22 protein-coding genes are annotated in these 23,452 nt (G+C 62.5%); 11 read left to right on the top strand and 11 right to left on the bottom strand.

The features are described 5' to 3' along the window. Nucleotides 1-19: 19 nt before the first annotated feature. The 6 genes from RCCGE510_RS27530 (at nt 20) to RCCGE510_RS27505 (ending at nt 7,683) form a co-directional block, all read left to right on the top strand. Nucleotides 20-1,228, top strand: coding sequence for an aspartate transaminase (locus RCCGE510_RS27530; RefSeq protein WP_007635691.1), 1,209 nt, complete (start codon nt 20-22; stop codon nt 1,226-1,228). 76 nt (nt 1,229-1,304) lie between these two features. Next, entirely contained in the window at nt 1,305-2,243 is a 939-nt protein-coding gene (gene nac, locus RCCGE510_RS27525; protein ID WP_007635676.1) for a nitrogen assimilation transcriptional regulator NAC, read from the top strand. A 156-nt stretch (nt 2,244-2,399) separates the two neighbouring features. After that, nucleotides 2,400-4,463 (top strand): hydantoinase/oxoprolinase family protein, encoded by a 2,064-nt coding sequence (locus RCCGE510_RS27520; RefSeq protein ID WP_007635674.1) that lies wholly within the window; start codon nt 2,400-2,402, stop codon nt 4,461-4,463. A gap of 11 nt (nt 4,464-4,474) precedes the next feature. After that, on the top strand, nt 4,475-6,151 hold the full coding sequence (locus tag RCCGE510_RS27515) for a hydantoinase B/oxoprolinase family protein (RefSeq protein ID WP_007635672.1): 1,677 nt from the start codon (nt 4,475-4,477) through the stop codon (nt 6,149-6,151). 11 nt (nt 6,152-6,162) lie between these two features. Then, nucleotides 6,163-6,972: an SDR family NAD(P)-dependent oxidoreductase gene (locus tag RCCGE510_RS27510; protein WP_007635670.1), complete on the top strand. Its 810-nt coding sequence runs from the start codon at nt 6,163-6,165 to the stop codon at nt 6,970-6,972. A 9-nt stretch (nt 6,973-6,981) separates the two neighbouring features. Next, nucleotides 6,982-7,683 (top strand): aldolase/citrate lyase family protein, encoded by a 702-nt coding sequence (locus tag RCCGE510_RS27505; RefSeq protein WP_007635668.1) that lies wholly within the window; start codon nt 6,982-6,984, stop codon nt 7,681-7,683. Nucleotides 7,684-7,720: 37 nt separating this feature from the next. On the opposite strand, the gene RCCGE510_RS27500 is transcribed toward RCCGE510_RS27505, so the two are convergent. From RCCGE510_RS27500 to RCCGE510_RS27490, 3 genes are read right to left on the bottom strand one after another with little or no spacing between them, the layout of a single operon-like run. Next, a complete protein-coding gene (locus RCCGE510_RS27500) occupies nt 7,721-8,434 on the bottom strand; it encodes an RNA polymerase sigma factor (protein WP_007635666.1) in 714 nt (237 codons plus the stop codon). Between the two features lie 43 nt (nt 8,435-8,477). Then, nucleotides 8,478-8,798, bottom strand: coding sequence for a cupredoxin family copper-binding protein (locus RCCGE510_RS27495; RefSeq protein ID WP_007635663.1), 321 nt, complete (start codon nt 8,796-8,798; stop codon nt 8,478-8,480). Nucleotides 8,799-8,805: 7 nt separating this feature from the next. After that, nucleotides 8,806-9,327, bottom strand: a complete 522-nt coding sequence (locus RCCGE510_RS27490; protein WP_007635661.1) for a DUF4142 domain-containing protein — start codon at nt 9,325-9,327, stop codon at nt 8,806-8,808. Between the two features lie 227 nt (nt 9,328-9,554). Here RCCGE510_RS27490 and RCCGE510_RS27485 point away from each other — a divergent pair, with 227 nt between their 5' ends. The 5 genes from RCCGE510_RS27485 (at nt 9,555) to RCCGE510_RS27465 (ending at nt 14,646) form a co-directional block, all read left to right on the top strand. Next, entirely contained in the window at nt 9,555-10,622 is a 1,068-nt protein-coding gene (locus tag RCCGE510_RS27485; RefSeq protein ID WP_007635659.1) for an ABC transporter substrate-binding protein, read from the top strand. A gap of 70 nt (nt 10,623-10,692) precedes the next feature. Next, nucleotides 10,693-11,727, top strand: a complete 1,035-nt coding sequence (locus tag RCCGE510_RS27480) for an iron ABC transporter permease (protein ID WP_240539687.1) — start codon at nt 10,693-10,695, stop codon at nt 11,725-11,727. Further along, nucleotides 11,720-12,478 carry an ABC transporter ATP-binding protein gene (locus RCCGE510_RS27475; RefSeq protein ID WP_007635655.1) on the top strand — a complete coding sequence of 253 codons (759 nt, stop codon included), beginning with the start codon at nt 11,720-11,722 and terminating at the stop codon, nt 12,476-12,478. The genes RCCGE510_RS27480 and RCCGE510_RS27475 overlap by 8 nt, the downstream gene beginning before the upstream one ends. Further along, complete coding sequence (locus RCCGE510_RS27470; RefSeq protein ID WP_007635653.1) at nt 12,471-13,769, top strand: hypothetical protein; 1,299 nt, start codon at nt 12,471-12,473, stop codon at nt 13,767-13,769. Before RCCGE510_RS27475 ends, RCCGE510_RS27470 begins: the two co-directional genes overlap by 8 nt. A gap of 301 nt (nt 13,770-14,070) precedes the next feature. Continuing rightward, a complete protein-coding gene (locus tag RCCGE510_RS27465) occupies nt 14,071-14,646 on the top strand; it encodes a hypothetical protein (RefSeq protein ID WP_007635648.1) in 576 nt (191 codons plus the stop codon). Between the two features lie 56 nt (nt 14,647-14,702). Here RCCGE510_RS27465 and RCCGE510_RS27460 read toward each other — a convergent pair whose 3' ends face one another. Genes RCCGE510_RS27460 through RCCGE510_RS27425 form a run of 8 tightly spaced genes read right to left on the bottom strand, consistent with a single transcriptional unit; the run spans nt 14,703 to nt 23,257 of the window. Beyond that, nucleotides 14,703-16,148, bottom strand: coding sequence for an aldehyde dehydrogenase (locus RCCGE510_RS27460; RefSeq protein WP_007635645.1), 1,446 nt, complete (start codon nt 16,146-16,148; stop codon nt 14,703-14,705). A 23-nt stretch (nt 16,149-16,171) separates the two neighbouring features. Next, a complete protein-coding gene (locus RCCGE510_RS27455) occupies nt 16,172-16,957 on the bottom strand; it encodes a coniferyl-alcohol dehydrogenase (RefSeq protein WP_037080011.1) in 786 nt (261 codons plus the stop codon). A 36-nt stretch (nt 16,958-16,993) separates the two neighbouring features. Next, nucleotides 16,994-18,019 (bottom strand): branched-chain amino acid ABC transporter permease, encoded by a 1,026-nt coding sequence (locus tag RCCGE510_RS27450; protein WP_007635641.1) that lies wholly within the window; start codon nt 18,017-18,019, stop codon nt 16,994-16,996. Then, nucleotides 18,016-18,930: a branched-chain amino acid ABC transporter permease gene (locus tag RCCGE510_RS27445; protein ID WP_007635639.1), complete on the bottom strand. Its 915-nt coding sequence runs from the start codon at nt 18,928-18,930 to the stop codon at nt 18,016-18,018. Before RCCGE510_RS27445 ends, RCCGE510_RS27450 begins: the two co-directional genes overlap by 4 nt. Further along, on the bottom strand, nt 18,927-19,655 hold the full coding sequence (locus RCCGE510_RS27440; RefSeq protein ID WP_007635637.1) for an ABC transporter ATP-binding protein: 729 nt from the start codon (nt 19,653-19,655) through the stop codon (nt 18,927-18,929). The genes RCCGE510_RS27445 and RCCGE510_RS27440 overlap by 4 nt, the downstream gene beginning before the upstream one ends. Further along, entirely contained in the window at nt 19,652-20,404 is a 753-nt protein-coding gene (locus RCCGE510_RS27435) for an ABC transporter ATP-binding protein (RefSeq protein ID WP_007635635.1), read from the bottom strand. The genes RCCGE510_RS27440 and RCCGE510_RS27435 overlap by 4 nt, the downstream gene beginning before the upstream one ends. Nucleotides 20,405-20,410: 6 nt before the next feature. Continuing rightward, nucleotides 20,411-21,730 carry an ABC transporter substrate-binding protein gene (locus RCCGE510_RS27430; RefSeq protein WP_007635633.1) on the bottom strand — a complete coding sequence of 440 codons (1,320 nt, stop codon included), beginning with the start codon at nt 21,728-21,730 and terminating at the stop codon, nt 20,411-20,413. 60 nt (nt 21,731-21,790) lie between these two features. Continuing rightward, the gene (locus tag RCCGE510_RS27425; RefSeq protein WP_037079821.1) at nt 21,791-23,257 is read right to left on the bottom strand and encodes an aldehyde dehydrogenase; all 1,467 of its coding nucleotides are present in this window, start codon (nt 23,255-23,257) and stop codon (nt 21,791-21,793) included. Between the last annotated feature and the right edge of the window lie 195 nt (nt 23,258-23,452).

Here is a 23,452-nt window from a genome sequence, read left to right as displayed (position 1 = left end):
AAGAACTAAGGACATATCCATGAGCACTTTCGTGCCAGCCTCACGTGTCTCCAGAATCAAGGTTTCGCCGAGCACGGCGGCGGCAGCGCGCGCCCGCGAGCTGAAGGCGGCAGGCCGCGACATCGTCGACATGACGGTCGGCGAGCCCGACTTCGATACGCCGGATCACGTCAAGGCCGCGGCCCATGCCGCCATCGATCGGGGCGAAACCAAATACACCGCCGTCAACGGCACGCCTTCCCTGCGCAAGGCGATCATCGGCGATTTCGAGCGGCGTCTCGGATTGCGATATGCCGATAACGAGATCTGCGTCGGCGGCGGCGCCAAGCAGATCCTGTTCCTCGCCTTGATGGCCAGCGTCGAGAACGATGCCGAGGTCATCATTCCAGCACCCTATTGGGTCTCCTATCCCGATATGGTGATCGCCAACGAGGGCAAGCCGGTCATCGTGCAGTGCCCGCAGGAGCAGGGCTTCAAACTGACGCCGGAAGCCCTCGAAGCAACGATCACACCGAAGACCATGTGGCTGATCCTGAACGCGCCGTCGAACCCGACCGGCGCTGCCTATAGCCGCGACGAACTGCGGGAGATCGGAAAGGTACTGCTGCGGCACCCCGAGATCATGATCCTCTCCGACGACATCTACGATCAGGTCTGGTTCAAGGACGAGCCGATGGCAACACTGGTCGCAGCTGTGCCGGAATTGAAGGACCGGGTGCTCCTCACCAACGGCGTGTCGAAATCCTATGCCATGACCGGCTGGCGTATCGGTTACGGAGCGGGGCCGGCGCCGCTGATCGCGGCGATCAACAAGCTGCAGTCGCAGATGTCATCCTGCCCGTCCTCGGTCAGCCAGGCGGCGGCCGCGCATGCGCTCGCCTCCGACCAGGGCTTCGTCACCGACAGCGTCAAGGTCTACAAGGAACGCCGCGACTATGCCTGCCGGCGTCTGAACGCCGTGCCGGGCCTGTCGTGCCTGGTGCCGGACGGGGCCTTCTACCTCTTTCCCAACTGCGCCGGCGTGATCGGCAGGAGGACGCCGGAAGGCAAAGTGATCGAGACGGACCTCGACTTCGTCCTCTATCTTCTCGACGGCGTCGGCGTGGCGGCCCTGCAGGGTGCGGCCTACGGCATGTCGCCGTACTTCCGCCTGTCGATCGCCACCTCGATGGACGCCATCACCGAAGCCTGTGATCGCATCGAGCGGGCGGTCGGCGAATTGCGTTGAATTCTGCAGCACGCGGGAGGGGCTTGCGCGTCTCCCGCCCGAGGTCTTAGGTTCCGTAAAACCGAAGCTTGAGGCCATGAGCGTAGATTTCAGAAAACTGCGAAGTTTCGTCAAGATCGTCGATACCGGCAGCGTTTCACGCGCTGCGGCCCTGCTTCGCACTGCTCAGCCTGCGCTTTCCCAACAGATTGCCGCGCTGGAGGCCCACTTCAAGCACAAGCTTCTGATCCGAAGCAATGTCGGCATCACTCCGACCGAGGCCGGCCTGATCCTCTATCGGCATGCCCAGCTGATGTTGAAGCAGATTGATCAGGCTCAGACCGATATCAACCAGTCCGCAAAGTCGGTGGCCGGACGGGTGTCGATAGGGCTTGCGACCTATTCGACGTCGAGCGCCTTGTCCCTTCCAATCCTGAAGGAAATGAAAGCCCGTCATCCCGACGTCGTCGTCCACATAAACGACAGTTTTGGCCATATTCTCAGCGAACTTATCATGACCGGCAAGATGGACATGGCGCTGATCTATGCCGCAGATCCTATCAAAGGCGTGACGCTCCAGCCGCTGTTCCGCGAGCAGATGTTCCTGGTATCGCCGCCTGGCGCGGAATTGCCCGGCGATCCTTCCGAGCCCTTGCCGCTCGAATCGGTCGACGCCCTGCCGCTGCTGCTGCCGAGCAAAGGCCATCTGCTTCGCCGGCTCATCGACGAAGCATTCGCCCGCGCCCGCGCCCATCCGCAGGTGGTGTCCGAGATCGAGTCGGTGCCGGCGCTCGACGCTGCGGTACGGGAAGGGCTGGGCTCCACCATTCTTCCGGCATCGGTGGTGACCGAGACCTCCTATTTCGCCGGTACGCAGGTGCGGGCGCTGACCAAGCCCGTCATCGAAGCGACCGTCTCCCTCTGCGTCTCCGACCATCTGCCTCTGTCGGAGCCAGCCCTCGCGGCTCGAGCCGTCCTGCTGGAGATCGTTGCAAAGCTGATGAGCAGCCAGCATCAGGGTATTAAGACGGTGTAGAGCCGACCCGTTTTTTCAACCTCGCCTGCCATAAGCAAACCCTATGGCGGCAGACGGCAACTGTGTTAGCCAAGCCGGTCGCCGATCACCTAACCTCCTCAGTAGACATAAGGGTCTCCGAAACCGCATGAGACCAACCGTTGCTTCGAGGGAAACATGGCAAAACTGGCTTTCGACACTGGCGGCACATTCACCGACTTCGCGTTGCTTGACGATAATGGCGATCTCCATCTTCACAAGGTGCTGAGCACGCCGAAGAACCCGGCGGAAGCCGTCGTGCAGGGCGTGTCGGAACTCCTGGAGCAATTCTCCTCCGCCATCTCGATCGAGCGTCTGCAGGTCTTGGGTGCGACGACCGTGGTGACGAATGCCGTGCTGGAGCGCAAGGGCGTCGAGACCAGCTTCATCACCACCGATGGCTTTCAGGATATGCTGCGCATCCGCAACGAAGGCCGCTACGACCTCTACGATCTCAATATCAAATATCCGGATCCACTGGTCACGCGGTCGAACAGCCATGGCGCCGTCGAGCGGATCGCGGCCGATGGCGCGGTGATGACGGAACTCAAGGAAGAGACCGTCCGTGAAATCGCGTCGCGTCTAAAGGAGAAGGGCATCCGTTCCGTCGCCGTGTGCCTGCTGCACGCCTATAAATATCCGCAGCATGAACAGCGCGTGGCCGCCCTCCTGCGTGAGGAGGACCCCGATATTTTCGTATCGCTGTCGTCGGAGGTCTGCCCTGAAATGCGGGAATTCGACCGCGCATCGACGACGGTGGTCAATGCCTATACGCGTCCGCAGATGGCCGGTCACGTTGCCCATCTCCAGCGTGAGTTCGCCAAGAAAGGCATCGACCGTCAAGTTCTCTGGATGACCTCGTCGGGCGGTCTGGTGCCGAGCCAGCGTGCGGCCGAGCTTCCTGTTCGTCTGATCGAATCCGGGCCTGCGGCCGGCGCCGTCGCTGCTGCCGAGTTCGGGCGCATTGCCGGCGAGGGAAGCGTGCTTTCCTTCGACATGGGTGGCACCACCGCCAAGCTTTGCCTGATCCCGAATGGGGAACCAACCGTCGGAACGGACCTGGAGGTTGCCCACTATCAGCGTTTCCGCAAGGGCTCGGGCTTTCCACTGAAGATCCAGTCGATCCAGATGATCGAAATCGGTGCCGGCGGCGGTTCGATCGCAGCAAAGAACCCGCTTGGCCTCCTCGATGTCGGCCCGCATTCGGCAGGCGCGATGCCCGGTCCGGCTGCCTATCAGCGTGGCGGCACGCAGCCGACGGTGACCGATGCGGATATCCTGCTCGGATATATGGGGACGGAGTCCTTCGTCGGCGGTTCCTTCAAAGTGTCGAAGGACGCCGCGCGCGAAGCGATGGCCGTACTTGCCAAATCCCTCGATGTCAGCGTCGACCGTTGCGCCTGGGGCATTCACGATCTCGTCAATGAATCCATGAGCAAGGCGGCGGCCATGCATGCCACCGATCTCGGTGTCGATCCGCGGTCGCTGCCGATGGTGGCATTCGGCGGCGCGGGCCCGGTGCATGCCTACGGTATCGCCCGCAAGCTCGGCATCAAGCGCATCATCTGCCCGACGGGGGCAGGCGTCACCTCGGCCATCGGCCTGCTGATCGCGCCGGTCGCCGTCGATCTCTCCGCAAGTCATCCGATGCCGGTCGACAATTGGGATGTCGCGGCGGTCGACCGTCTGCTGGACGATCTGGCTGCGCAGGGCACCGAGGTGGTCTCCGCCGCCGGCATCGCCAAGGAGACGATCACCAACCGCTTCACGGTCGATATGCGCCATGTCGGCCAGGGCCACGAGATCACCGTGGCTCTGCCCGATCGCGGCCTGCCGAAGGAGGAATTCCTCAAGCAGCTGCTCGCCAATTTCTACAAGCTCTATCGCGAGCTGTTCGGCCGCACAGTCAAGGCGTCCGTCGAGGTCATCACCTGGCGGCTTCGCGCCAGCGGCGAAAAGGATCGGGTGACCCGGCCTCATGAAGTCAAGGTCGCCGATGCGTTGAAGGGGCAACGCCAAGTCTATTTCCAAGAACTCGGCGCCTATGCAGAGACGCCTGTCTACGACCACTACAAGCTTCCGGTGGATCGGGAATTTGCGGGACCGGCGATCGTCGAACAGCGCGAATCCACGGCCGTCGTCGGGCCAAGCGGCGTCTTCCACGTCGATGCCAACGGCAACCTCGTGATTAACATTCAGTAAGGCGAATTCCGATGTCGAACACCGCTACCGATTTCAACGATCCGATCAATCTGCAGGTCATGTGGAACCGCTTGATCTTCATCGCCGATCAGGCAGACAACGTGCTCGGCAAGACGGCCTTCTCGCCGATCGTCCGCGAGAACCACGATTACGTCACGGTGCTGCTCGACAGCAAGGGGCGGGCGCTTGCCCAATGCACCTGGTCTATCCCCGTCTTCATCACCTCGCTGCCAGCCGCGGCGCAGAAATATTTCCTGCCGAAGTTTCCGGCGGAAACGCTTGCCGAAGGCGACGTTCTCGCGACCAACGATCCGGAGATCGGCACCGGCCATCTGCCCGATGTGACGATGATCACCCCGATCTTCAAGAACGGCAAGGTGGTTGCCTATGCCGGCTCGATCGCCCATCTGCCCGACATCGGCGGCGCGCCGCTTCATGCGGAAGCGAGCGACATCTTCGAGGAAGGTATCCGCTTCCCGATCGTCAAACTGCACAAGGCCGGCGTTCCCAATCAGGACGTTCTCGACATCATCGCCGCCTCGGTGCGGCTTCCGACCGAAGTCCAGGGCGATCTGGAATCGATGATCGCCGCCAACAATGTCATGGGCCGCGAACTGGTGAAGTTCCTCGACGAATACGGCCTCGACGATATCGACGGCCTCGCCGAAGCGATCCATTCCCGCTCGGAGGCGCAGACCCGCAAGGCGATCAAGGCGTGGCCGAATGGCCGCTATTCGGCGCAGATGACGCTGGACGGCTATGAGACCGACATCACCTTGAAGGCGACGGTCATCGTCGGCGACGATTCCATCCATGTGGATTACGCCGGCACATCCGATCAGGTTCTCCATTCGATCAACTGCCGCACCAACTACCGCTATGCCCATTCCGTCTATGCGCTGAAATGCCTGCTCGATCCTGATACGCCGAACAATGAGGGTTGCATCACGCCGATCACCGACGAAGCGCCATTGGGCTCCGTTCTCAATCCGGAGCAGTGGACGGCGGGCAATTCCCGCAACCTGATCGGCCATGCGATCCCCTCCCTGATCTTCCGGGCACTCGAAGGCGTAGTGCCTGACAAGGTCATGGGCGACAGCGGCGGCGCGCCGATATGGGCGGCCAACTGCGTCGGCCGCAGGGACGACGGCTCGCAATATGGATCGGTGCAGAATTTCCATGGCGGTCAGGGCGCCCGCGCGGAGTTCGACGGGCTGGACACGCTGAGCTTTCCATCGAACTGCAAGGTGACGGCCATCGAAATGTTCGAAATCGCCGTGCCGGTGCTGATGGAGCGCAAGGAGCTGATCGCCGATTCCGGCGGAGCCGGCAAATATCGCGGCGGCCTGGGGCAGCGCGCAATCCTGCGCAATCTTGGCCGCTCGGCAATGAACATCTATCTCGCATCCGAGCGTGTCCGGCATCCCTGCTTCGGTGTCGTCGACGGGCAGGACGGCGCCCCGGGCAAGGTCAGCAAAGAAGGCCGGCCGCAATTTCCGAAGGGCAAGGTCGTCCTGAAGACCGGCGAGCGGCTCGAGGTCGAAACGCCGGGCGGCGGCGGATGGGGCAAGGTGAGCGAGCGTCCGGCCGCACTGATCGAACAGGATCTAGCCGAAGGCCTGATCACGCCAAGGGCTGCGAAGCTTATATATGGCTACAAGGGCGCGGCCGCGGTGGCCGCGGAATAGGAGAAGCCATCATGGGCCTGTTGAACGGAAAGATCGCGCTCGTTACCGGAGCGGGAACGGGCATCGGTCGCGAGGCCGCGATCCTTCTTGCCGAGGAAGGAGCCACCGTCGTTCTGACCGGCCGCCGGATGGCGCCGCTGCGGGAGGTCGCCGGTCTGATCGAGAAGCGGGGCGGCAAGGCCTTCACCCGGCCTTTGAACATTGAATCGCGGCTGGAAATCTTCGAAAGCGTGAAGTGGATCAAGGACGGCATCGGCCCGGTCGATATCCTCGTCAATAATGCCGGAAGCGCAAGTAAGATATTGAGTGCGCGTTTCCTCAGCGAGGAGGAGTGGAACTCCACGGTCAACGTCAACCTGACCGCCGTCTTCAACCTCACCCAGGCCGTCCTGCCCGACATGATCGCCAATGGCGGCGGCACGGTGATCACCGTTTCCTCGCTTGCCGCACTCAATCCGAACTTGCTGGGCGGAGCGGCCTATGGCGCTGCCAAGGCCGGCGTGAAGAACTTCATGACCTTCGTTCACAACACCTATCGAAACCAGGGTATCCGGGCGACGACGATCCTTCCCGGCGAAACCAACACGCCGATCATGGACAACCGCGCACGGCCGCCGCTCGAAAGCGAGCGTGCCGTCATGCTCGATCCGCATGACGTGGCGAGGGCAATCGCGCTCTGCGCAAGCCTGCAGAAGGGCGCCGTCATCCCCGAGCTTCACATCTGCCCGACCTTCATGCGGGACACATCCGCCGATATCGAGACCGCGCGCTGGGTCGGCGCGCCGGCCGATACGCCCGATATGCCGAAACCAAGGAAATAGGAGGACATCATGAACGGCGCAAAGCTGCGTGCCCGGCTGCAGGCCGGCGAAGCCATCTCGATGTTTACGCCCCACCACTCCTCTTCGGGCCTGGCCGCCCGGCTAGTGGAACTTGGCGCGGATTCGGTCTTCGTTGACTGCGAGCATGGCACCTGGAGCTTCGAGGATGTCAGGATGACCTCCCAGATCGTTCGCTCTGCCGGCGGCGCTGCGATCGTCCGCCCGCATTCGCACGAACGTCCCGTCATCATCCGCTATTTGAATGCCGGCGCCGATGGGATCATGGTGCCGATGGTCGAGACTTCAGAACAGGCGCGTGCGATTGTCGATGCCGTCCGTTATGCCCAGCCATCTGATTACGAAAAGCGGCTGGTGATCGCCATGGTCGAGACGCAGGATGCGATCGCCAATCTCGACGAGATGCTTCGTGTTGACGGCATCGACGTGTTCTTCGTCGGTCCCGGCGACCTCTCCCAGGATATGGGGTATCCGCCGGCTCCGCCGTTCGGCGAGCCGCGCCCGGCAGCCGTCTTGGACGAGGTCGCGCGTGCCGTCAGCAAGATTCGCGCCGCAGGCAAGATTGCCGGTACACTCGTGACCGCCGAGGAACTGCCGCATTGGCGGGAGAAGGGCGTGCAGTTCTTCTACATTCACTCGGACCCGTTCCTGCGTCGCGGCCTCGCCGGCATCAGGCAGGCGCTTGCCTCATAGCGACGGGCGGGGGCGCGCCGTCGATACGGCGGCAGTATTATGACGGCTGGCGAAGGGCAGCGATGACGCGGTCGGCCATGAAAGCGCAGCGGGCGCCATCGAATGGAAATAGCGCCGAGAATGCGCCCGAGAGCCGCTTTTCGATCGACTGGCGCATCAATTTCCGCGCCCGGTGGAGCCGCGTCTTCGCGGTTTCGGGTCTTATGCCGAGGTAGGATGCGGCCTCGTTGGTGCTCATACCCTCGACATCACGCAGCACGAAGATGGCGCGAAAATCATCGGGAAGTTCGTCGACTGCTTGTTCGAGGAGATGCCGCGCCTGGCTCCGCGACAGCTCGGTTTCCGGATCTGTTGTGGATAGGGAAAACGGAAACTGCACCACTATCTGCCCACTCGCGGACGTTGCCTGCATGTCGATTTCCTCCAGCCCGGTGGTGTTCTTCCGAACCCGTACCCGGCCCAGCGCCTCGTTGAGCGTAATTCGGGTCAGCCATGTCGAAAGCTCCGCCTCACCCCGGAACGTCGTCAGGTTGGTGAAGGCCTTGATGTAAGACGCCTGAACGACGTCTTCCGCTTCCGCATCGTTGCGAATGACGGCGCGCGCGGTGCGGAACAGGCGCTGGTTATGGCGCTGAATGATGGCGCGGATAGCGGGCTCGTCGCCCATTTTTGCGAGGGGCACGAGGTCGGCGTCGGAAAGTGTCGGCTGAAACGGCCGGTGTCGCGGGACCGGAACCGGAATGGCTGTCATGGGAATCCTCCGCCTGCCTGCCGTCTTTGATTGACGCCCGCCCCTATGGCCGGACGTTCAGTTTACCCGTCATGGCGGGATGAAAGCGGCAGTAGAAGTCGACCGCTCCCGCTCGGCTGATCGTCATGCGGCCCTCCGATTTCGGCGGCAGATCGATATCGAAGCTTTTGTCGCGCGCTGTTGCCGTATGCCGGAATATATCATCATTTCGCCAGACGATCACATCGCCGACATGCAGTTCGGCAGGTGGCGCACTGAATTTCATTCCTGCAATGGTGACCTGATATTCCGCGGCGGAGGCAACGCTGCTGCTTGCCCAGAACAGCGCAAGCGGCAGCGGCAGCGATTTCATCAGCCGGTTCATCGCAAGCCTACTTCATCATCGAGGCAAGATGCTCGGCATGCATCTGGTGCTGCTTGAACAAGGTCAGGCCCGTTTCCAGGAGCGACTTGAGTTCCTTATTCTGCGCCGAGGGGATCAGCACCTTGGCAAGCGCTGAGTTGACCGACTTGTGATAGGCGACTTCGTTTTCGACATAGGCCTTATCGAAAGCCGCACCGTCGAGAGCGCCGAGCGTCGTCAGTTCCTTGCTCGCCTGTGTCGACAGCGACTGGCTGATGGCATTGTCTTCAGGCGTCACCTTCAGCTTCTTGACGAGTGCGAGCGCCTGATCGTTGACGGCCTTGTGGTCGCGCTCCATGGTCTTGGCGAATTCGATGACTTCGGCATTCTTGCTTTTCTTCAACGCCTGTTCCGCGGCGGTGACGTCGATCTGCCCCGCCGTATAGGCGATATGAGCGATCTGAGGGTCGGTCGGCTTGGCATCGGCGGCGATCGAAACCGTGCCGAGCGAGGCGGCTATCAGTGCTGCACCGAAAATTTGTTTCAACATGATCTGTCTCCTTTGTGTCCGTGTGACGGAATGCCTTCCGCGGCGGTGGTGCGCCTTTGGAAGCAGGCATTGGACGCAGATCTGCGCAAAAGGTTCCCGGAGATTGCCGCGTCCAACTTGTGCTGGACAGCGGTAAATAACATGACTAGAGAACTCATGTTATTTACCTGTTATCGCCGCCGCTCCGATTGCCAAGGAGCTGGGGGTGCCAGTCAAAGGAGTGGTCCATGTCCCGCCGCCGCAAGGCTTTTTCTGCCTTGGCAATGTCCCTGTCGCTTTTCCTGCCGGCAACGCTGCATGCCGAAAGTTCGTTTGTCGATCACCGCGGCAAGACGATCACCTTCGAAAAGCCGCCGGAACGGGTGGTGACGATCGTCCGGTCGGCGCCGATCATCTATCGCGCCGTGGACGAGAAGGCGGACAATATCGCCGGCATGAACAGGGACTCGCTGGTGCGTTATTTCACCAAGGGCATCTATGCCGAGATGCTGCCTGAAATGGCGAAGATCAATGCCAGCGCCGCCCAGGACGGTTTCGTGCCGAATGTCGAGGCGATCCTGGCTGAGAAGCCGGACGCCGTCATCCAGTGGAACCATGATGAAAAGCTCATCGAGCCCTTGGAGCGTGTCGGCCTCACCGTCGTCGGCTGGCGGTGCTGCACAGAGCAGGATCGCCTCGACTATATCTCGCTGACCGGCGCCATGACCGGCCGCAACGACCGGGCCCAGGCGATCCTGAAGGCGCAGGCCGACACGTTGAAGGCGCTCGACGGCAAAGTCGCCAAGCTTGACAAGGAAGCGCTTCCCTCCGTCCTGCACATCGACAAGGTGGCCGACCAAATCCAGGTCATCGCCAACGGTTCGCAGGACCTCTCGCTCAGCGGCGTGACCAATCCGGCGGCTGACAAGAGCGGCGAATGGTGGCGCACTGTCGATTTCGAACAGTTGCTGGTCTGGAACCCCGACATCATCATCATTCCGGCCTATGCGACCGACCTCAATCCGAAGGATTTCTTCGACAACCCGGTCCTTGCCAATCTCAAGGCGGTCAAGGAGAAACGCGTCTACAAGCAGCCGGTCTTTGCCCGCACGCCGGATGCGCCCGAGATCTTCCTGACGTCGGAATGGCTGGCGGCTGTCGCCCATGGCGCCGACTTCGCGCCGGATTTCAGAAAGCAGATCCGCGATGTCTACAAGCTAATCTACGGCGCCGCGCTGACGGACGATCAACTGAAGGCGATCCTCGAATCCGAAAGCAACGCGCCGGCGGACAAATATGTCCAATTCTTCGGCTAACCCCCGCGCAAGCGAAGCTGCGCGGCGGACAAGCGAAGCTGGGCGGCCGGCAAGCGCCACTGTGCCTGGCTTGCCAGGACGGAAACTGGCTTCGGTTTCCGTCCTTCCCGGTCTGATCGTCCTGCTGGCCGCAGCCATCCTCTATTCGGTAACGATCGGCCGCTACGACCTGTCGGTGCGGGATGTCGCCTATATCCTGATCGACAACGTCCATCCGTTGGTCACGCCTTACTGGGATCCGGTGCAGGAGGTCGTGGTCGAGCAGGTCCGCCTGCCGCGCATCATGGCGGCCGTTGTCGTCGGCTTCGGCCTGGCGATCTCGGGGGCGGCGCTGCAAGGCCTCTTCCGCAATCCGCTGGTCGATCCCGGCATCATCGGGGTGACATCAGGGGCCGGTTTCGGCGGGACGCTGGCGATCCTCATCGGATTGCAGGACTACATTCTCTTGGCGATGGCCTTCCTCTTCGGCATGGGCAGCATTTTCCTCGTCAAGCTGCTGTCGACGGTCAGGGGGCGCACCAGCATGCTGACGCTGGTTCTGGCGGGCGTCGTCATATCGGCCTTCTTTTCGGCGGCGATTTCGGTTGCCAAACTACTGGCCGATCCCTTCCAGAAACTACCCGCCATCACCTATTGGCTGATGGGCAGCATCGCATCCAGCAGCTATTGGGACGTTCTGCTGATAGCGGTGGCGGTCGTGCCGTCCGCCGTTGCGATCTATCTCCTCCGCTTTCAAATCAACATCATGTCGCTCGGCGAAGAAAAGGCGAGGGCGCTCGGCACCAAGGTCGTGCTGGTGCAGTGGATCGTCCTGCTGGCTTCGGCGATGATTTCGGCGGGCGTAGTCGCGACTTCGGGCATCATCGGCTGGGTCGGCCTCGTCATCCCGCATGTCGCCCGCGCGCTCGTCGGCGCCGACCACCAGCGGCTGCTGCCGGTCTCCGGCGTCATCGGCGCGATCTATCTGCTGATCGTCGACGATCTCGCGCGAACGGTAAGCACCGCCGAGATCCCGCTCGGCATCATCACCGCGCTGATTGGCGTTCCTGTTTTCGCGTTGATCCTGCGCCGCCTGCATGCAAAGGGAGGCTGGTCCGGTGATTGAGGCAAGCGATCTCACCGTCGAGCGCGGCGGCAAAACCATCCTGAAGAATTATAGCCTCCGCCTGGAGCGGGGGCGGATCCTGGCCGTGCTCGGCGCCAATGGCGTCGGCAAGACGACCCTCATCAATACGCTGATCGGCGTCATCAAGCCGAAGTCGGGCCGGCTTTCGATCGGTGGGCAGGTCGGTTTCGTGCCCCAGCTTTTCGAAGTGCCCTTTTCCTACTCCGCTCTCGATATCGTCTTGATGGGACGGGCGCGTCACCTTGGGCTGTTCGGCGCGCCGGGCCGCAAAGATTACGAGATCGCGCGGCATTATTTCGAGATGCTCGATATCGAAGATCTCGAACCGCAGGCCTTCAATTCGCTGAGCGGCGGCCAGCGCCAGCTGGTGATGATCGCCCAGGCTTTGGCATCGGAATGCGAACTCCTGGTTCTCGACGAACCCTGCGCCGCGCTCGATTACAAGAACCAAGACAAGGTCCTGCGCCTGCTCGCGCATTTGAGGGATCTGCATGCCATGACGATCGCCTTTTCCACCCACATGCCGCAGCACGCGGTGGAGATTGCGAGCGACGTTTTGCTGATGACCAGCGGCAGCCGCTATGTCTTGGGCCCGACTGCGGATGCGCTGAGCGCCGAGAACCTGACTGATCTCTACGATCTGCCGGTCGCGCGCGCGGATTTCGATGGATTGGCCAAGCACACCTACGCGCCCGTCTTCCGTCATGAAGGAGCCCGTTTCGATGGCTGACGCCACCTCGCCGGGAAAAGGCATCGCCTATATCCATTGGGGCAATAGCTGGCAGCTACGAAGTTTCCAGGATTTCCGTCATTATATCGACGATCTCATCTACATCCACGACCTGCCGAAGGTCGATCTGTCGCCTTACGCCGCCGTCGTCATGCCGGATGCGATGGATGCAGCCGCAGCGCTTCCGCACGCGCAACAGTTGAACGCCTATCTCGGAGGCGGCGGTTTTCTCGTCGTCTGCCTGCAGGGCCATGCCGATTGGCTCGACATTCCGGGGCTTGAATGGACGCCTGGAAACTGTCGCGACTGGCTGTGGTGGACGAAGGGCGAAAAGCTGGAGGTCAGGCTTTCCGAACCGCACCACCCGATCACCGAAAGCCTGCCGCTCTCGCACATGAGCTGGCATTGGGGCGGCTCCTACAATGTCCCAGATGGCGCGCGCTCCATTCTTGAGATCAACGATGGAGCCGGCAGTCTGTTTCTCGATTTTCCGTCGCTGCCGGGCGGCGGACGCCTGCTGCTCGCAACGCTGGATCCGCATTCGCACAATGGCCAGCGCTTTATGCCGGCGACCACGCGGTTCCTCCGCTCCTTCTATCCCTGGCTGAACCGCGAACTCGGGATCGAGCGGCCGGCGAGGAACCGGTTCACCTATCTGCAATGCTCGCATGTCCCGTCGGAATGGCATCCAGACGGATTGGAGGACAGCCTCGGACACGCCGGCTTTGAAGCCGCATTCGCTCCGCTTTATCAGCTCGGCCCCGAACTGCTTGGAAAGACCGACACGCTCTATATCCCAAGCAGCCATGACGAGTTTTTCCTCAAGAGCCGCGCGAACGATCTGATCGCATTTCTGGAGCGCGGCGGAAACCTGATCATCGCGGCCGAACCATGCCAGCCCTGGCTGCCCTTCATGGCGCCGTTTCACGCTGTTCCCCCGCGTCCTTTCACCAATATCAAGGTTCGCATACGCGATGACCGCTTCGGGATCTTTTCCGATCTGGGGGAGGGCTTCGACGGCTGGAAAGGCGTTTTCGGCCAGTATGTGCGCGGATGGACCGACCCGCCGCCCGGCGCGATCTGGCTGACCGATATCGGCCCCGAGCACGATCCGAAGCCGGCGGACTGGATCTGGCAATTTCCAACCCCGACGGGCCGCGGGGGATATGTCTTCATGCACAATGGCGACAACATGACCCGCTATCCTGATCGCGGCCCGAAAAAGGAAGCGCTGCTCGCCAATATCGCCGTCGCGCTGAGAAAGCTCTGCATGGGCGAGTTGCTGTTTTAGCCCTAGCGCGCCAATGTTATGTCGAGCTGCCGCCTTCGAAAGACGTTTGCGGGCCGCGCAATCACGATCGAAATACGCAGATACTATCCGGACTGCGCGCGAAAGATCCAACTGCGGCGACGGCGAAGGACTTTCTTAAGCGTTGCGGCCTTGGATTGGATCGCGCTTGTCACAGGTAATCTGGGAGCGGCACGATTGGTCGGCAGGGATGCGGGAATTCGACATGGTCCATAGCAGTTATGCCCTTATGATCCGCGGCTGGTCTTACGGCTGCGGTGCTTTGCGTTAAGGCTCCATGTGCATGGTCGAGACAACGAACGGCTCGGGGTCGAATGCGGCGTATCAGGATCGAGTTCCTGACGATGCCGCCAGCATTAAAGCGTCAACCGATCTCAACGATCAGAAAGCCAGATTCTCCGCGGAGATCGCCGCATTGGCGACGGCTGTCCAGGGCGGAGATCTGACGCGGCGAATGAAAGCCGACTATGCCGATCCGGATCTCTCCCGTTCAGCCGCTATCCTCAATGAGCTGATCGTATCGATTGGCGATAATCTGTCCGATTTCAACGACGCGATGGCTGCTCTCGCCCACGGGGATCTCCATGGAGGCATGCGGGACAAGCATCGCGGCGCCTTCGGACAATTGCAGAAGAACTTCAATCTCGCCTTGGTGACGATCCGCGCAGTGCTGGGAGAACGTGGTTCAGATCAGTTCGCGGACAAGGCGACGAGATTTCGTCGGATGCTGGCGGGCTTTAGATCGAACGGGGTCGCTGTCGAAATCCGGGTTTCCGATGAAGATTCGCGAGCGATTCCTTCACCTCCCCATGATCTCTGGCTGAAGCTCGCCGACGCACTGGATGGTTTCTCGGCCTGAACATGGCTGCGCCACAACCGCAATAGCCGTTGTGGCGCGTTGATGTGTTTTCGTCGTCAGAAGGGGTAATGCTGGGCGGAATCCTCTATCGTGATCCAGCGCAGGTCGGTGAATTCGGCGATTGCCGCCTTGCCGCCGAAGCGGCCGTAGCCGCTGCCCTTGACGCCGCCGAAGGGCATCTGCGCCTCGTCGTGCAGCGTCGGGCCGTTGATGTGGCAGATGCCGGATTCGATCCGTGCCGCAACCGCCATCGCCCGTTGCACGTTACGGCTGAAGACGGCGGACGACAGGCCATATTCGGTATCGTTGGCGATGCGGATCGCTTCTTCCTCGCCGGAGACACGGATGATCGGCTTGACCGGGCCGAAGGATTCTTCCGCATAGACGCGCATGTCGGATGTGACGTGATCGAGCAGTGTCGCCTCGACCACGGTGCCGGAGCGCTTGCCGCCGGCCACGAGTTTTGCCCCCTTGGCGGTCGCATCGGCGATCAGCTCCTCCATCTTTTTGGCGGCATCGAGGCTGATCAGCGAGCCGAGCACGACATGGCCGCGTGGGTCGCCGGCCGGCAGCTGGCTGGCGCGGGCGGCGAGCTTGGCGACGAACTGATCGGCGATGGTCGCATCGACGATGATCCGCTCGGTCGACATGCAGATCTGGCCCTGATGCATGAAGGCGCCGAAAATGGCGGCATTGACGGCGCCGTCAATATCGGCGTCGTCGAGGATCACCAGCGGCGCCTTGCCGCCGAGTTCGAGAAGGGCGGGTTTGAGATGCCTGCCGCAGGTCTCGGCGATAATCCTGCCGACCTTGGTCGAGCCGGTGAAGTTTACGCGCCTGACGGCGGGATGAGCAATCAGCGCGGCGACGATCTCAGGCGCATCCTCCGGCGCGTTGGTGATGACGTTGATGACGCCGGCGGGCAGGCCGGCTTCGGTCAGCGCTGTGGCGATCAGCCGGTGCGTGCCCGGGCACTGTTCGGATGCCTTGAGGATGACGGTGTTGCCGCAGGCAATCGGCATGGCGATGGCGCGGGTGGCGAGGATAACGGGCGCGTTCCAGGGAGCGATCGCCAGGCAGACGCCGGCGGCCTGGCGGACGCCCATGGCAAGCGTGCCGGGTTTGTCGGAGGGGATGATTTCGCCTGATATCTGCGTCGTCATGGCGCCGGCCTCGCGCAGGATGTTGGCGGCAAGCATGACGTTGAAACCGGCCCAGGGCGCGGTGGCGCCGGTTTCCTCGATCATCAGCCGGGTAAATTCGCCCACTTTGGAATCCATGATGTCTGCCGCTTTCATCAGAATCGCGCGGCGCTGGCCGGGGCCGGTCTTCGACCAGGCATTAAAGGCGACGGCGGCGGCGTCGACGGCGGCGGCAACGTCTTCCAGGTTGGCGGCGGCGGCGCGGCTTGCGAGCTTCTCGGTGAAGGGATCGAGACGGTCGTAGGTCCGGCCGCCGGAGGCTGCGCGGTCAGCGCCGTTGATCAGGAGGGAAATATTCATCGGGTGTCTCCTTGGGAAAAGAACTAGAAGCCGAGGACTTCGGCGTTGATGGATGCTTCGAGGCCGCCGTCGGTCGCTAGATTGGCGCCGTTGATCCAGCGCCCGCCGTCCGAGCACAGGAAGAGCACGGCGGGTGCGATATCGGCGGCGGTGCCGGCGCGGCCGACGCGGGTGATGTCGCTGTCGACCCTGGCGTCGCCGAGCACGGCGCGGAACTGTTTCAGGATCGGCGTTTCCACCGGCCCGGGGCTGACCGCGTTGACCCGGATGCCGCGGTTCTTGAACAGCGGCTGGTGAGCGGCGCGCATGGTCCAGAGCAGCAGCAGCTCCTTGGAAAGCGGATAGCCCTCCTCGTTCTTGAGTCCGTGGTCGGCCACGACAGCGGCGACATCAGGAAAGCCTTCGATACCGGTCAAGGTCTTTGCCCGCTCGAGATTGGCGCGCCAGCCATAGCCGGCGATCGAGGCGACGCTGACGATGGCGCTGCCTTCGCGCAGGCGTGGCGCCACGGCTTCAGACAGGGCGCGAAGGCCGTAAAAATTGACCGCGAGCGTCGCGACGATGCCGGTATTGCCTGAGAGGCCGGCGACATTGGCGAGCGCGTCGAGGCGGGCCGGAAGTCGGGCGACGATTTCGGCAATGCCGGATGGTGTGGACAGATCACCCTTGATGAAGGCGCCACTTCCAACCACCGGCTCGCGCACATCGATGCCGATCACCTCGGCGCCCATCTGACCGGCCAGTTCCGCCGTCCGGGCGCCGATGCCGGAAGCCACGCCGGTCACCAGGATTGTTTTACCAAAAAGCATGAACATCACCTTTCACAACAGAATTCGGAAGCCGGCTCATTCTTCCCATTTGATCTTGTTCGGACCGGGCAATTTCAGCCGGTAGCCGACGGGAAGAAGTTGCAGGTCGAAGCGGCGCTCGATTTCGCCCCAAAGGCCGCGCGGCAGATAGAGCGAGAAAATCAGGGCGGTGGCGCCGAGGCCGATCAGGTACCAGACGCCGGCTGCGCCGAAGAATGTCTCGATCATGAAGAACAGCACGGCGCCGAGGATCGCGCCTTCAAACTTGCCGATCCCGCCGACCAGCACCATGAAGATCATGTAGGCCGTCCATTGAACGCTGAAATAGGTCTTCGGCTGGAAGGTGGTGGCGGTCGCCAGCCAAAGGCCTCCGGCAATGGCGATGCCGAAGGCGGCGAGCACGAACAGCAGCCTCTTGGTGGCAATCACGCGCACGCCGACCGAGGTCGCCGCCTCTTCATTGTCGCGGATCGCCTGCATGGCAGCGCCGGCGCGGCTGCGCATCAGCATGAAGAGCGCGCCGAGCAGGGCCGCCATGGAAGCGAGCGCAAGCCAGTAGATCGCTGTCCGGCGCGTGCCGCTGTCATAGACGTTGAGCGAGATCAGCGAGGTTCCGGTTTCCCCCTGGATCAGCCGGTCGAGGTTGACGAGCAGGTGGGCGAGTTCGGCGATGACCCACATGCCGATTGCGAACTCGCCGCCCTTCAGCCGCAGCATGAACAGCGAAAGCGGGATCGACAGCGCGCCGGTCACGATCGCGGCCGCAAAGAGCGCGATGAACGGATCGAGCCCGGCATCGGCGAGCCGAATGGTGAAATAGGCGCCGAGCCCGAAGAATACCTGCTGGCCGACCGAAACGAGCCCGCCGAAACCGGCGAGCGCATTCCACATGGCAGCAAGGATTACATAGATGAACAGGGCCGTCATCCGGTCGATCGCGCCGGCGCCGAGCACGGCCGGGGCGAGCGCCAGCAGGACAAGCACCGCGGCCATGGCGCCAAGCGCCACCCGCGACGATTTCGTCCAGCGTTCTATCGATATGCCGTTGGAGACAAGGGTCATGTCGGGCTCCGGAGACGTGCGCGAAGGTTGAAAAACGCACCGAGCTTGTCGAGTTGAGGCATGCCGAAGCGGGACAGCCTGATGAAAAGCACCAGCAGGAAGACGGCGTGGCCGCCAATTAGGAATCCTTGCGGATGCAATTGCGCGCCGAGCGATTGGGCAAGACCGAGGATGATGCCGCCGGCAAGTGTGCCCCACAGCGATCCTGCTCCGCCGATGACAGCGGCCTCGAAAGCGAAGAGAAGCTGCGGGCCGCCGGCATAGGGGCTGAACGTTGCCCGCATGCCGAGAAAGGCACCGGCAATGCCGATGGTGACCATGGTGATCGCCGTGGCGACGGCATTGACCCTGCGTGCATCGATGCCGACCAATCCGGCCGTATCGGGATCTTCCGCCGTGGCGCGGATGGCGCGGCCAAGCGCAAAGCGGCCAAGGAAAAACTGCAGCCCCCCGAGAATGAGGACTGCCGTCACCATCATCATGACGGCAAGTTTGCCGACGAAGATGTGGCCCGGCAGCTGCCAGGATGCATAGGAAAGGTTGCCGATGAAGGGCGCGAGCGACCGCGTGTCGGCGCCGAACTGCTCGAACAGCAGGTTGTCGATGACGATCGACAGGCCGAAGGTCGTGAGGATCGGCAGCAGCGTGCCGCCGCGGGCGCTGCGTTCGAGGATGAAGCGCTGCAGCAGCCAGCCGAGGACCGCCATGACGGGCAGCACGATCAGCAGGCCGGCGAAAGGCGGAATCCCGGCTTTGGCGGCAAGCAGCCACAGCCCGTAGGCGGCCGCGACCGCCAGGCTGCCATGGGCGAGATTGATGATCCGCATGACGGAGAACATGAAGGACAGGCCGCAGGCGATGACGGCGTAATAGCCGCCGAGCAAGATGCCCTGGATCAGGGTGTTGATCATGATGCACTCCTTTCGCCGGCGGCCCGGTGCAATCCGAAATAGGCCTGGGTGACGTGCTCGCGGGTGACGGCAGCGGCCGGCCTGTCGAGGACGATGCGTCCTTCCAGCATGCAGATGACACGGCTTGCGACGCTCATGGCGCGTGCAAGGTCCTGCTCGACGAGCACGATGGTCGTTCCCGACGTCAGCAATGCCTGCAACTGGGCGTAGACGCGATCGACGACCAGAGGCGAAAGTCCCAGCGAGACTTCGTCCAGCAGAAGAATATCGGGATTGCTCATCAGCGCCCGGCCGATGGCAGTCGCCTGCTGTTCCCCGCCCGAGAGATGTCCGGTCTTGGCATGGCGGCGGGGTTTGAGGTTCGGGAAAGCGTCGAGGACGCGGTCGACGCTCCATTCACCCTTGCGGCCGCAACTCTTTCCGAGAAGCAGGTTCTCTTCCACGGTCATCTGCGAAAACAGCCGCCGGCCTTCCGGCACCAGGGCAATGCCCTTGGCGATCCGTTTGTGGGAGGGGACGGCCGCCAGATCTTCATCGTTGAAAAGGACTTGGCCGGAGGATGGAAGATGGGCGCCGGCGATCGATCTGAGCAGCGTCGTCTTGCCCGCGCCGTTGGCGCCGACCAGTGCCAGCACCTCACCCTTGGCGATATCGAAACTGACGCCGCGCACCGCCTGAAGCAGGCCGTGGCGGACGTCGAGGTCGCGGATGGAGAGAAGGCTCATGCGGGTGTCCCCCCGAGATAGGCCTTGACCACCTCCGCATTGCTCATGACCGCTTTCGGCTCGCCATCGGCGATGATCCTGCCGGCGTCCATGCAGATCAGCCGTTCCGCCACCTGCAGGAGGATATGGACGATATGTTCGATCCAGACGATGCCGATGCCGCGGCGGCGCAATTCGAGGATGGTTTCGACGAGTTCGCTCGCCTCGCCATCGGTCAGCCCGCCGCCGATCTCGTCGAGCAGCAGCAGCCTCGGCTGCGTGGCCAGCGCACGGGCAAGCTCCAGGCGTTTGCGATCGAGAAGGCCGAGCGTGTCGGCCGGGCGGTTGGCGACGCCGAGCATGCCGCAGAGCGACAGCGAATCCACCACACGCTGATAGGCCTCGTCGCGGCTTGCGGCATTGCCGTGCGATGCGGCAACGAAGACGTTTTCGAAGGTCGTCATGCCGCTGAAGGGTTTGGGAACCTGATGGGTCCGAACGAGCCCGGAGCGGCAGCGCTCCGCCGCTGTCCGGCTGGTGACGTCGGCGCCATCGAAGGTGATGCTTCCCGCACTTGGCGGGAAGGCGCCGGCGAGCACACTGAGCAGCGTGGTCTTGCCCGCGCCATTCGGCCCGACGATGCCGACCGCGTCGCCATCGCCCATGGAAAAATCGAGATTCTCCAGGACGACGAGCGCGCCGAACTGCTTGTGGATCCCCTTGGCCGAGAGGAAGGCTCCCCCCGGCCGATTTTGAGCTAGCTGCTGCACCGCGCGTTATCCGTTATAAGCGATGAGCTTGGCGCCGACCGGAACATTGGGGTCAGTGGCGTTTTCGGTGACGACATAGTCGAGCGCGAATTTCGAACCCTCGGCCGCCTTCACCCATTGCGTGCCGATGATCGGCCCAGGAGAGACGTTGGCGACGGGGCCGCTGGTGAAGTCGACCTTGCCGGCGATCGTCGTCGTCTTCAGCGTGGCTATCGCTTTGGCCACGGCCTCTTTGCTCTTGACGTCGGTGCTGGCCTTCAACGCATCGAAGCCGGCATCGAGAAGTGCAAGGCTGGCGCCGAGCTGCTGTGTCCACTGTTTGCCGCTTGCGGTTTCATAGCCGTCTGCGAGTTCGGTTCCGGACACGCCCGTCAACGTCGATTTGTACGGGAAGGCCTTATGCCAGTAGGCGGCGCTGCCAATGTTTATGCCGAGATCGCCGAGCGCCTCGATGTCGGACGGAAACAGGCCTGTTTTGGCGACCTGGCAGATCTTGATCTGCTGGGTGAGGCCCTGTTGCGCCGCCTGACGCCAGAAGGCGGCGAAATCTGGCGGTATCGGGAACGAATTGAAGATCTCCACACCCTCCTGCCGGAAGAGAGCGATCTGCGCCGTAAAATCGGTGGTTCCGGTTTCATAGGCGCCGGGATCGACGATGGTGAAGCCTTCCTTCGCAAGCGCCGGCGCCAGATGGGCGCGGATCGCGTTACCATCAGCGTCGTTGGGATACATGACGCCGACCTTCTTGTTGGTCTCGATCAGGTTCCACTGCGAGACGTAGGCCTTGTGGAACTCTTCGACGCCGAAGCCGAAATGATAGGTCCACTTGAACGGCGAGGGTGCGCCCGGCTTGGCGCCGCGGCCGAAATACCAGGCCTCCCAGGGCATGACCGTCGAGAGGCAGGGAATACCGGCCGCTTCGCAGGCGTCGGCCACCGGGTTGATGGTTTCGGGGGTCGACACGGCGAGCATCAGGTCGATCGCCTGGTTGTTGATAAGATCTTTCGCCAGCTGGCCGGCGCGTGAGGGATCGGACTGTGTGTCCTGGTCGAGGATCTCGACTTTCCAGGTCTTGCCGCCGGCCTGCAGGCCGTTCGCCAGCGCCTTGCGTGCGAGGTCGAGCACGTAACCGTCCGTCTCGCCGAAGCCGCCGAGCGGGCCGGTGCGCGGGCTGATGAAGCCGACCTTCAGCGTATCGCTGCTTTGAGCGAAGGCTGTGCGACCGGAAAGCGCCAGTGCTGTTCCGCCCGCTGCGGCCGATGCGATGAAAGAGCGGCGGGTGAGCGATGCCGCGTTGAATTTTGCGCTGCGGAAAATGCCGTTCATGAAATCATTCCTCCCTCTTGGGCCTCCCAGCCCGTTCACATTGTTTATTCCGATCTGAATTCAGATCGGGTATTGTCGTTTTCCCGATGCCATGGTGATCCATCTGAGCTCGGTAAATTCATCGATCGCGGCCTTGCCGCCGAAGCGGCCGTAGCCGCTTGATTTGACGCCGCCGAACGGCATTTGCGGCTCGTCGGAAACGGTGGCTTCGTTGATGTGGCAGATGCCGGATTCGAGCCGCATGGCGACGGCAAGCGCGGCATTGACGTCGGCGCTGAAAATGGCGGCCGAAAGCCCGTATTCGTTGTCGTTGGCCACCGTCACGGCCTCGTCGACACTGCCGACCCGAATGATCGCAGCGACCGGGCCAAAACTCTCCTCGCGGTAGATGCGCATGGCCGGCGTGACGTGATCGATCACGGTCGCATCCATCAGCGTCCCGTTGGCCTGACCGCCGCAGACAAGGACGGCACCCTTCTGCAGCGCGTCGTCGATCAGCGATCTGACGCGGCGCACGGCCTCTGCGTTGATCAGCGTCCCGAGCGGCGTGTTGCCGTCCCCTGGGTGGCCTGCGACGAGGGTCGCGGCTTTCGTTCCGAATTTGCCGACGAATTGGTCGGCGATCTCGTCCATGAGGATGATCCGCTCGGTCGACATGCAGATCTGCCCCTGGTTCATGAAGGCCCCGAAGGCGGCGGCGCTGACGGCCTCGTCGATATCGGCGTCGGCAAGCACGATGAACGGCGCCTTGCCGCCGAGTTCAAGCAGGCAGCGTTTCAGATGGCGTGCGGAGGCTTCAGCGATGATCCTGCCGACACGGGTGGAGCCGGTGAAGTTGATGCGGCGCACGGCCGGATGGGCGATGAGGGCCTCGACGACGACGGCGGCATCGCTCGGCGCGTTAGAGACGACATTGACGACGCCGCGCGGGAAACCGGCATCTCGCATGATGTCGCCGATCAGGCCATGGGTCTTCGGGCAGAGTTCGGAGGCCTTCAGGACGACCGTGTTGCCGCAGGCAAGCGCCATGGCGACGGCGCGGGTGCCGAGAATAATCGGAGCATTCCAGGGGGCGATGCCGACGCAGACGCCGGCCGGCTGGCGCACGGCCATGGCGAGGTTGCCGGGAATGCCCGACGGAATGAGTTCGCCTGATATTTGCGTGGTCATCGCCGCCGCCTCGCGAAGAATTTCGGCGCCGAGCCCGCAATTGATCGCCGCCCATTGCGCGGTGGCGCCGGTTTCGCCGGTCATGGCGGCAATAAGCTCCGGCGCGCGGGCCTCCAGCAGATCGGCCGCGGCATTCAGCAGCCTGCGCCGTTCGCCGGGGCCGGTCTGTGACCAATCGGGAAAGGCGGCAGCGGCTGCATTGGCTGCCCGCGTCATGTCGACGACGGATCCAGCCGAAGCGATCGTTGCGACATCGCCGGTCAACGGATCGATGCGTTCGAAGGTGGTCCCTTCGGCAGCCTCCAGCGCCTCATTGTTGATCATCAGCTTTGCCGAAAACACCGTTTCACTCCGCATTGTTGCCATGGGGAGAAGACGAGCGGACGCCGCAGCCCGAAAGCTGTTTAAGCGTTGCTGCGTCTGTCGGAATGCCTCCTCCCAAAGGCTGACGACGACAAGGTTACGCCGATCATCTGCGGATGGAATGCGATTTATTGGGTTAATATTGTAATTATTCGGCGATTGCTGCAATGTTTGATGGAAGCGGAGGAG

The sequence above is a fragment of the Rhizobium sp. CCGE 510 genome (genome assembly GCF_000292525.1).
In the GTDB taxonomy this organism is placed as follows: domain Bacteria; phylum Pseudomonadota; class Alphaproteobacteria; order Rhizobiales; family Rhizobiaceae; genus Rhizobium.
This window is presented reverse-complemented; position numbering and strand designations above follow the sequence as displayed.

Excerpts from the sequence above, each read along its gene's own strand:
- RCCGE510_RS27495 (WP_007635663.1), bottom strand. The coding sequence starts at position 8,798 with ATGAACCGGCTGATGAAATCGCTGCCGCTGCCGCTTGCGCTGTTCTGG.
- RCCGE510_RS27455 (WP_037080011.1), bottom strand. The coding sequence starts at position 16,957 with ATGCTTTTTGGTAAAACAATCCTGGTGACCGGCGTGGCTTCCGGCATC.
- nac (WP_007635676.1), top strand. The coding sequence starts at position 1,305 with ATGAGCGTAGATTTCAGAAAACTGCGAAGTTTCGTCAAGATCGTCGAT.
- RCCGE510_RS27510 (WP_007635670.1), top strand. The coding sequence starts at position 6,163 with ATGGGCCTGTTGAACGGAAAGATCGCGCTCGTTACCGGAGCGGGAACG.
- RCCGE510_RS27470 (WP_007635653.1), top strand. The coding sequence starts at position 12,471 with ATGGCTGACGCCACCTCGCCGGGAAAAGGCATCGCCTATATCCATTGG.
- RCCGE510_RS27520 (WP_007635674.1), top strand. The coding sequence starts at position 2,400 with ATGGCAAAACTGGCTTTCGACACTGGCGGCACATTCACCGACTTCGCG.
- RCCGE510_RS27515 (WP_007635672.1), top strand. The coding sequence starts at position 4,475 with ATGTCGAACACCGCTACCGATTTCAACGATCCGATCAATCTGCAGGTC.
- RCCGE510_RS27530 (WP_007635691.1), top strand. The coding sequence starts at position 20 with ATGAGCACTTTCGTGCCAGCCTCACGTGTCTCCAGAATCAAGGTTTCG.
- RCCGE510_RS27440 (WP_007635637.1), bottom strand. The coding sequence starts at position 19,655 with ATGAGCCTTCTCTCCATCCGCGACCTCGACGTCCGCCACGGCCTGCTT.
- RCCGE510_RS27425 (WP_037079821.1), bottom strand. The coding sequence starts at position 23,257 with ATGCGGAGTGAAACGGTGTTTTCGGCAAAGCTGATGATCAACAATGAG.
- RCCGE510_RS27505 (WP_007635668.1), top strand. The coding sequence starts at position 6,982 with ATGAACGGCGCAAAGCTGCGTGCCCGGCTGCAGGCCGGCGAAGCCATC.
- RCCGE510_RS27490 (WP_007635661.1), bottom strand. The coding sequence starts at position 9,327 with ATGTTGAAACAAATTTTCGGTGCAGCACTGATAGCCGCCTCGCTCGGC.
- RCCGE510_RS27465 (WP_007635648.1), top strand. The coding sequence starts at position 14,071 with ATGGTCGAGACAACGAACGGCTCGGGGTCGAATGCGGCGTATCAGGAT.
- RCCGE510_RS27460 (WP_007635645.1), bottom strand. The coding sequence starts at position 16,148 with ATGAATATTTCCCTCCTGATCAACGGCGCTGACCGCGCAGCCTCCGGC.
- RCCGE510_RS27430 (WP_007635633.1), bottom strand. The coding sequence starts at position 21,730 with ATGAACGGCATTTTCCGCAGCGCAAAATTCAACGCGGCATCGCTCACC.
- RCCGE510_RS27500 (WP_007635666.1), bottom strand. The coding sequence starts at position 8,434 with ATGACAGCCATTCCGGTTCCGGTCCCGCGACACCGGCCGTTTCAGCCG.
- RCCGE510_RS27445 (WP_007635639.1), bottom strand. The coding sequence starts at position 18,930 with ATGATCAACACCCTGATCCAGGGCATCTTGCTCGGCGGCTATTACGCC.
- RCCGE510_RS27485 (WP_007635659.1), top strand. The coding sequence starts at position 9,555 with ATGTCCCGCCGCCGCAAGGCTTTTTCTGCCTTGGCAATGTCCCTGTCG.
- RCCGE510_RS27450 (WP_007635641.1), bottom strand. The coding sequence starts at position 18,019 with ATGACCCTTGTCTCCAACGGCATATCGATAGAACGCTGGACGAAATCG.